This window comes from Aurantimonas sp. E1-2-R+4 (assembly GCF_036549515.1).
GTDB lineage: Bacteria > Pseudomonadota > Alphaproteobacteria > Rhizobiales > Rhizobiaceae > Aurantimonas > Aurantimonas coralicida_A.
In genome coordinates, this window is record NZ_JAZHLK010000084.1 from 1 (window position 1) to 7205 (window position 7205).

Genomic DNA, 7205 nt, shown 5'->3' on the forward strand with positions numbered 1-7205 from the left:
CGCTCGGCCTCGGCCTCCTCGCGCCGCGTCACCGCCTCGGCCTCGACCCGCTGCTTTTCCAACGCCGCCTGCTTGAACGCCAACACCGCATTCGCCATCCGGCCAATCTCGTCGCCACGCTCCACATGTGGGACCTCGACGGTATTATCGCCTTCGGCCAGCGTCGTCATAACACCGGTAACGGTGCTGATAGGCCCAGTCACGCTGCGTTTGAGGAAGAAGGCAACCACGCCAACGACCATGCCGGCGATGACGATGCCGAAGAGCGCACCCTTCCACATTTCGGCTTGAACCAAGACGCCCAGGCGCGAGAGGTCCCACGCCATGGCCACTGTGCCGATGTGTTCGCCACCTGGAGCAATTGGCGCGACGATCAAAAGATGTTGGCCTGACCAGCTCGTGCTGATCTCGCCGGCGTCGACCTTGGGGGCCGCGGCGGCGACGGTCGCCGACAGATCGCCGGCACTGTTCAGCGCGTCGTCGGAAAATTGGGTTACGGGCGCCCCTTCCTTGTTCAGGACCAGGACGTCGGACAGTTCGTTGCCGTCTTGCGCCGCCAGATCGGCATAGACCTTGTCGACGACCTCAGCCTTGCCCCATTTCACACCGCCCGCCATCTGATCGGCCATCAGCTGCACGATGGTGACCGTGCTGCCTTCGGCTTCCTGATAGATCGTGCTCTTGAGGTTCTGCACCTGGATGGCGACAAGTGCCGCGATCCCGAGCAGAACCGGCACGGCTGTCGCCAGTGCCGCCTTGAGCCCGATGGAGAGCGTGCGACCGGATGGATGCGATGTGGAATTTGACATGGCTGAGGCTTCCTTACCCGATAGGGCTTACAATCAGAGCATCTCGAGATTGATGCCGGCAGTCGCGGCACCGATCGGCTCGCCGGTCTCAGGATCGGTGATCGTGAAGCTGGCCTGCGACTGCAGCTGCTGGGTCGATTCGTCCTGCTCGATCTCGTCGACGAAGACCGCGTCGGCGCCAGCACTGAAGGTCTTCTGCCATTTGGCTTCGTCGCCCTGCCAGTAATCCGACGTCGGGTCGCTCTGCCCGACATTCAGGCCCTTCGCGTCCATGACGAAGAGTTCGGTCAGCGCGCCCTGCTGGTCGTCCTTGACCTTCTTCAGGTAGGTCGACAGTTCGGAAGCAAGGGTTGCGTCGACCAGTGCCCCGCCGCCGGCGTCGACCTCGCCGCGCCACTGCTTGTCCAGCGCGTCGATATCGGCTTGCGCCATCGCCGCGTTCTTTTCGTTCTGCGCCTTGATGGCCGCGATGACGACCGGATCGTTCAGGGCCGCCTTCAGTTTCGCTTCCACCAATTCCTTGATCGGCGCCTCGTGCTGATCGGCAAGCGCGGGTGTCACCAGGCTTGCACCGAAGAGCAGGGCGCCGGCGGCGGCGGTCATCATCATGTTCTTGAGCATTGTTTCCCCTTGATTGTTTTATGTGAAGCATTGCGATCCGGACGTGGCCGAACCGCGAATGGATTGGATGCGCTAGTTTCGGCCGACCCCTTCGCGGCACAAAGCCGACGTCGCTTCCCCGATGACGGGTCACGATTACCGGCGCTTTGCTCCCCCTCGAGCGCCCGACCGAGGCAAACCTTCTGGTAGAAACATGAAGAAATCGTTTTAACTGTCGATGCTTACGCGGACCCTATGTAAGACGGACGGATTTCGTCAGTAATGTGTACCTTCAAGCTCGGCCAGTCGGCTTCGCGGCGCATACTCGACGTCACGTCAGAAACGCATGATCCGGGCCGTTTCGGGGGTTATCTCGCACGCACTACCCGGCGCTCTTTGGCTGGCCAGGACGGTTTGCAGTGGGCAGGAAGCCTTTTGCCTACAGACAAAAACCGCTAGAGCGGGCGGAACGCACCCCCAGAACGAAGGCAGTCCATGACCATCCGCGTCCACAAAGGCGATCTTCCCGACATTTCCCGCTATACCGGCCCCGTCGCCATCGACACCGAAACGCTCGGCCTCGACACGCGCCGCGACCGGCTTTGCGTCGTCCAGCTGTCGCCCGGCGACGGCACGGCGGACATCGTGCAGATCGCCAAGGGCCAGCGCGAGGCGCCAAACCTGACGACGCTGCTCAAGGACGCGTCGAAGACCAAGATCTTCCACTATGCCCGCTTCGACATCGCCGCGCTCTATCACGCCTTCGGGGTGATGACCGACGGCATCTTCTGCACCAAGATCGCCTCGCGGCTGACGCGGACCTATACCGACCGGCACGGGCTGAAGGATCTGGCGCGCGAGATGGCCGGCACCGACCTGTCCAAGCAGCAGCAATCCTCCGACTGGGCCGCCGAGACCTTGTCGCCGGCGCAGATCGAATATGCCGCCTCGGACGTTCTGTATCTCCACGACATCATGGGCGGCCTCTATAAGCGGCTCGAGCGCGAGGACCGGATGGATCTGGCCAAGGCCTGCTTTGCCTTCCTGCCGACCCGAGCGAAGCTCGACCTCGCTGGCTGGGACGACGAGGACATTTTCTCACACTCGGCCTGAAGGCTGTAGGCCTGGCGGACGAGCCAAGGTCGCGCGGAGCTGATTTTGCCATTACGGCGACGAAAAATGTCGCAATGCGGACTGGAACGAGGCGCTTGTGCATCGCACATGCGGCGCATCACCCACGCGCTCGCATGAAAGGCGCCAACCATGATCCGCAGCGAAGTTTTCCAGACCCTCGCCGTTACCGGCATGATCACCCTCGCCCTGGCGGCGACCGTCGTTTTGCTGTCGGTCATCGGCTGAAATTCGAACGGCAGCCGGCCAATAGCCGGCGCCGACTGCATCCATTCAAGGCGCGGCAAGCTTGGGCTTGCGGCGCCTTGATCATTTCCCCGGCAACTCTTCTCAGCCCGCCATAGCCCCGGCCTTGGGCCGTGCCGGCTCGCGCGGCGCGCGGCGGCGCTGGCCCCAGACGATCAGACCCAACAGCGCCAGGGCGGGCAGGAACATCCAATATTTCGTCGGCTGCTCGGTCGGCGTTCTGACCAGCGTGATCTGCTGATCCCAATCGAGGCCGACGGCTTCGGCCGGCGAGCCAAACGCGACATTGTCGATCATCGTCTTGCCGTCGGTTTCGACAAGCTCGAGCCCGGCGTTGGCCAGTCTTTCCTCGCCGCTCGCCCCATCCGGCAAAGGCAGGTCGACCGTGCGCTCGGAAGGGGCGCCGAAAGCATCAAGATAGGCAATTCGCAGGCGCAGCGGTTGTCCCTGCGGCGTATTGCCGGCCGCCGCCGCCAATTCGCTCGCCGGTCTGTCGTTGTAGGGCGGCACCGCCATGTCCATCCAGAAGCCCGGCCGGAACAGGGTGAACGCGATCAAAAGCAACGCGACGCCTTCCCAGATGCGGTTCTTAGTGAGGAACCAGCCCTGCGTCGCCGCGGCGAACAGAAGCATCGCAATCGTCGCGACGATGAAGATGAAAATGCCGTGGAAAACGTCGACATTGATCAGCAACAGATCGGTGTTGAAGATGAACAGGAACGGCAGCGCCGCCGTGCGCAGGGAATAGAAAAAGGCGATCGCGCCGGTCTTGATCGGATCACCGCCGGAAACCGCCGCCGCCGCGAAGGAGGCCAGCCCGACCGGCGGTGTNGCCGTGCGCAGGGAATAGAAAAAGGCGATCGCGCCGGTCTTGATCGGATCACCGCCGGAAACCGCCGCCGCCGCGAAGGAGGCCAGCCCGACCGGCGGTGTCACGTCGGCCATGATGCCGAAGTAGAACACGAAGAGATGCACCGCGATCAGCGGCACGATCAATCCGTTGGCCTCGCCGAGGGTGACGATCACCGGGGCAAGCAGCGCCGAGACGACGATATAGTTCGCCGTGGTCGGCAGCCCCATGCCGAGAATCAGCGACAGGATCGCCGTCAGGAACAGGATGGCGAGAAGGTTGCCGCCCGACAGCACCTCGACCACTTCCGCCAGCGCCGAACCCACGCCGGTCTGCGACACGGCGCCGACGATGACGCCGGCGGTCGCCGTCGCGATGCCGATGCCGATCATGTTGCGAGCGCCGGTGATCAGCCCGTCGACCAGATCGATCAGGCCGCGGCCCGCCTCGAGGCCATAATTGCCGGTGCCCCGGAAGAAGGCCGTGATCGGATGCTGGGTCACCAGGATGAAGATCATGAACGTCGCGGCCCAGAACGCCGAAAGCCCCGGCGAGAGGCGGTCGACCATCAGCGCCCAGACAAGAACCACGACCGGCAGGATGAAATGCAGGCCGGATTTGACCGTCGGGCCGGGCAGCGGCAGTTCGGTGATCGGCTTGTCCGGGTCGTCGATTTGCGGCGCCGGATATTTCGCGCCGTACCATAAAAGGCCGACATAGACGGCGATCAGCAGCGCGAAGACGATCCAGCCGGCATTCTCGCCGAAGGCCGGGCGGATCCAGCCGATGCCGTAATAGACGGCGAGGGAAATGGCGCACAGCACCAGGATGCCGAACACGACGCCGACCAGCCATTGCAGCCAGGGCTTGGGCACATAGGCGCGCGGCAGGCCCTCCATGCCGGCCTTCAACGCTTCCAGATGAACGATATAGACCAGCGCGATGTAAGAGATGACCGCCGGCAGAAAGGCGTGTTTGACCACGTCGAAATAGGGAATGCCGACGTATTCGACCATCAGGAACGCGGCAGCGCCCATGACGGGCGGCATGATCTGGCCGTTGACCGACGAGGCGGTTTCGACCGCGCCGGCTTTTTCGGCCGAGAAGCCGACCCGCTTCATCAGCGGGATGGTAAAGGTGCCGGTGGTCACGACGTTGGCGATCGAGGAGCCGGAGATCAGCCCGGTCATCGCCGAGGAAACGACGGCCGCCTTGGCCGGGCCACCGCGCATGTGGCCCATCAGCGAGAAGGCGACGTTGATGAAGTAGCTGCCGGCGCCGGCCTTATCGAGCAGCGAGCCAAACAGCACGAACAGGAAGACGAAGGAGGTGGAAACGCCCAGCGCGATACCGAAGACACCCTCGGTGGTGATCCACTGGTGGTTGATCACCTCGGAGAGCGAATTGCCCTTGTGGGCGATGATCGACGGCATGTAGGGGCCGAGGAAGGTGTAGATGAGGAACACCGAGGCCACCACCATCAGCGCCGGCCCGAGCGCCCTGCGAGTGGCTTCCAGGAGCACCATCAGTCCGACCGTGCCGACCATGAAGTCGGTCATGTTCGGCGCGCCGATGCGGCCGGAGATCGATTCATAGGCGAAATAGAGATAGGAGGCCGTCGCCGCGCCGGCGATCGCCAGCACCCATTCATGCGGCAGAACGCGCTTGTTCGGTGACGGCAGCACGACCGCGACGATCATGGCGATTGTGATCACCGGGACGTACCAGACCGGCAAGACGCCCGTTGCGCCTTCCAGAAACAGGAAGCCCAGGAGCAACGGCACGCCGATGCCGAGGGCGAGCTGGAAGATCGACCGCGATGCCGGGAAGGCCAGAAAGGCCAGGAACAGCGCGAAGGAGAGATGGATCGACCGGGTTTCGGTATTGTTGAAGACGCCGACGCCGACCATGAAGGGCAGCGGCGAGGCGATCCACAGCTGGAACAGCGACCAGACGAGCGCCGTACCCGAGATCAGGTATGCGACAGGCCTTGCCGGACTGCGGCCGCCGGTGTCGGACGAGGCGACGAGGTCATGCAGCGATTCCTGGCGCGATGTCGCCGCTTCGACATCGACGCTGTCGATCTCGCGCCGGCGCTCGTCATCGAGGCTCTCGGAATGACGCGGAGTTTTGGTCATTGCAGGAGCTCGCTTTGCCTGAAGAGGGTCCGGTCGGTACGACGCCCGCGCCGACCCGGTCAGGACCGAAGACAATCGGAGGGCGGTCGCGGGATGGTGAAGCGGCGGGACCGATGCGGGCCCCGCCGCCGATATAAGGGCTTACAGAAGCCCGGCTTCCTTGAAGTAGCGCTCGGCGCCCGGATGCAGCGGCGCCGACAGACCGGCCTTGGTCATTTCCTCTTTGGTGAGGTTCTCGAAGGCCGGATGCAGCTTCTTGAAGCGGTCGAAATTGTCGAACACCGCCTTGACGACCTGGTAGACGGTCTCCTCGTCGACCTGGTCGGAGGAGACCATGGTGGCCCGCACGCCGAAGGTCTGCGTCTCGTCCGGATTGCCCTCGTAAAGACCGCCGGGGATCGTCGCCGCCGAATAATACGGGTTCTCCTCGACCAGCTTGTCGATCTCGGGGCCGGTCATCGGAATCAGCTTGGCCTCGCAGGTCGTCGTCGCCTCTTGGATCGAGCCGTTCGGGTGGCCGACCGTGTAAATGATGGCGTCGACATTGTTGTCGCACAGCGCCTGCGACTGCTCGGCCGCCTTCAGCTCGGAAGCGAGCGAGAAGTCGTCTATCGTCCAGCCCATGCGGTCCATGACGACTTCCATGGTCGCGCGCTGCCCGGAGCCCGGATTGCCGATATTGACGCGCTTGCCCTTCAGATCGTCGAAGGTCTCGATGCCGGAATCGGCCCGCGCCACCACCGTCATCGGCTCGGGATGGATCGAGAACACCGCCCGCTCGCCCTTGAACGGGTCGCCGTCCCAAGGCGCCTTCCCCTCAAGGGCGTTGTACTGCATATCGGACTGGGCGACGCCCAGCGTCTGGTCGCCGGCCTTGACCGCATTGATGTTGGCGACCGAGCCGCCGGTCGACGGCGCGGTACATTTCAGCCCATGCTCGGCCTGGCCGCGATTGACCAGCTTGCAGATCGACTGGCCGACGACGAAATAGACGCCGGTCTGGCCGCCGGTGCCAATGGTGATGAATTTTTCCTGCGCCGAGGCGGCGCCGGTGGTCATGGTCATGGCCGCGATACCCGCGGCGACCCATCCAAGTGTTTTCATGAGATTTTCCCTTTTTCGTCCACTTCAACCGCAACGTATTGATTTGGCGGGCTTCGGGCCATCGTCAATCTTTTTTATAACGCGGGATAGGGCGTAACGGGCAATTCGCGGTCGCCGCGCGGCATTGCCGCACCCGGTCGCCGCCCTTTCTTGCTGCGAGGGTACGGGTTGAACGCGGGAGATGTCGACATGAAGAGAGCGGGTGCGATCCGGACTGAGAGCGCCGGTGCAAAAATCCACCACTGAAGCGGCCGGATATCTGGCTGTTGGCCGGAGCAAAACTCCGCCAGTGATAGCCTTCGTGCCTTTGGCCGAGGGCGGGGATGA

At 63.5% G+C, this 7205-nt stretch carries 5 protein-coding genes; 1 reads left to right on the top strand and 4 read right to left on the bottom strand.

The genetic code is table 11. From position 1 onward, the window contains the following. On the bottom strand, window positions 1–809 hold an 809-nt coding region (locus tag VQ045_RS20725), incomplete at its 3' end, for a HAMP domain-containing protein (RefSeq protein WP_331831468.1). Window positions 810–842: 33 nt separating this feature from the next. After that, a complete protein-coding gene (locus VQ045_RS20730) occupies window positions 843–1430 on the bottom strand; it encodes a hypothetical protein (RefSeq protein ID WP_327625964.1) in 588 nt (195 codons plus the stop codon). Between the two features lie 474 nt (window positions 1431–1904). Between VQ045_RS20730 and VQ045_RS20735 the strand changes: the two genes are divergently transcribed. Further along, complete coding sequence (locus VQ045_RS20735; RefSeq protein WP_327625965.1) at window positions 1905–2522, top strand: ribonuclease D; 618 nt, start codon at window positions 1905–1907, stop codon at window positions 2520–2522. Between the two features lie 348 nt (window positions 2523–2870). Here the strand turns inward: VQ045_RS20735 and VQ045_RS20740 are convergent, their stop codons facing one another. Both VQ045_RS20740 and VQ045_RS20745 read right to left on the bottom strand, forming a co-directional pair. After that, window positions 2871–5774 (bottom strand): TRAP transporter permease, encoded by a 2904-nt coding sequence (locus VQ045_RS20740; protein ID WP_331831469.1) that lies wholly within the window; start codon window positions 5772–5774, stop codon window positions 2871–2873. 141 nt (window positions 5775–5915) lie between these two features. Further along, window positions 5916–6878: a TAXI family TRAP transporter solute-binding subunit gene (locus tag VQ045_RS20745; RefSeq protein WP_331831470.1), complete on the bottom strand. Its 963-nt coding sequence runs from the start codon at window positions 6876–6878 to the stop codon at window positions 5916–5918. Window positions 6879–7205 lie beyond the last annotated feature (327 nt).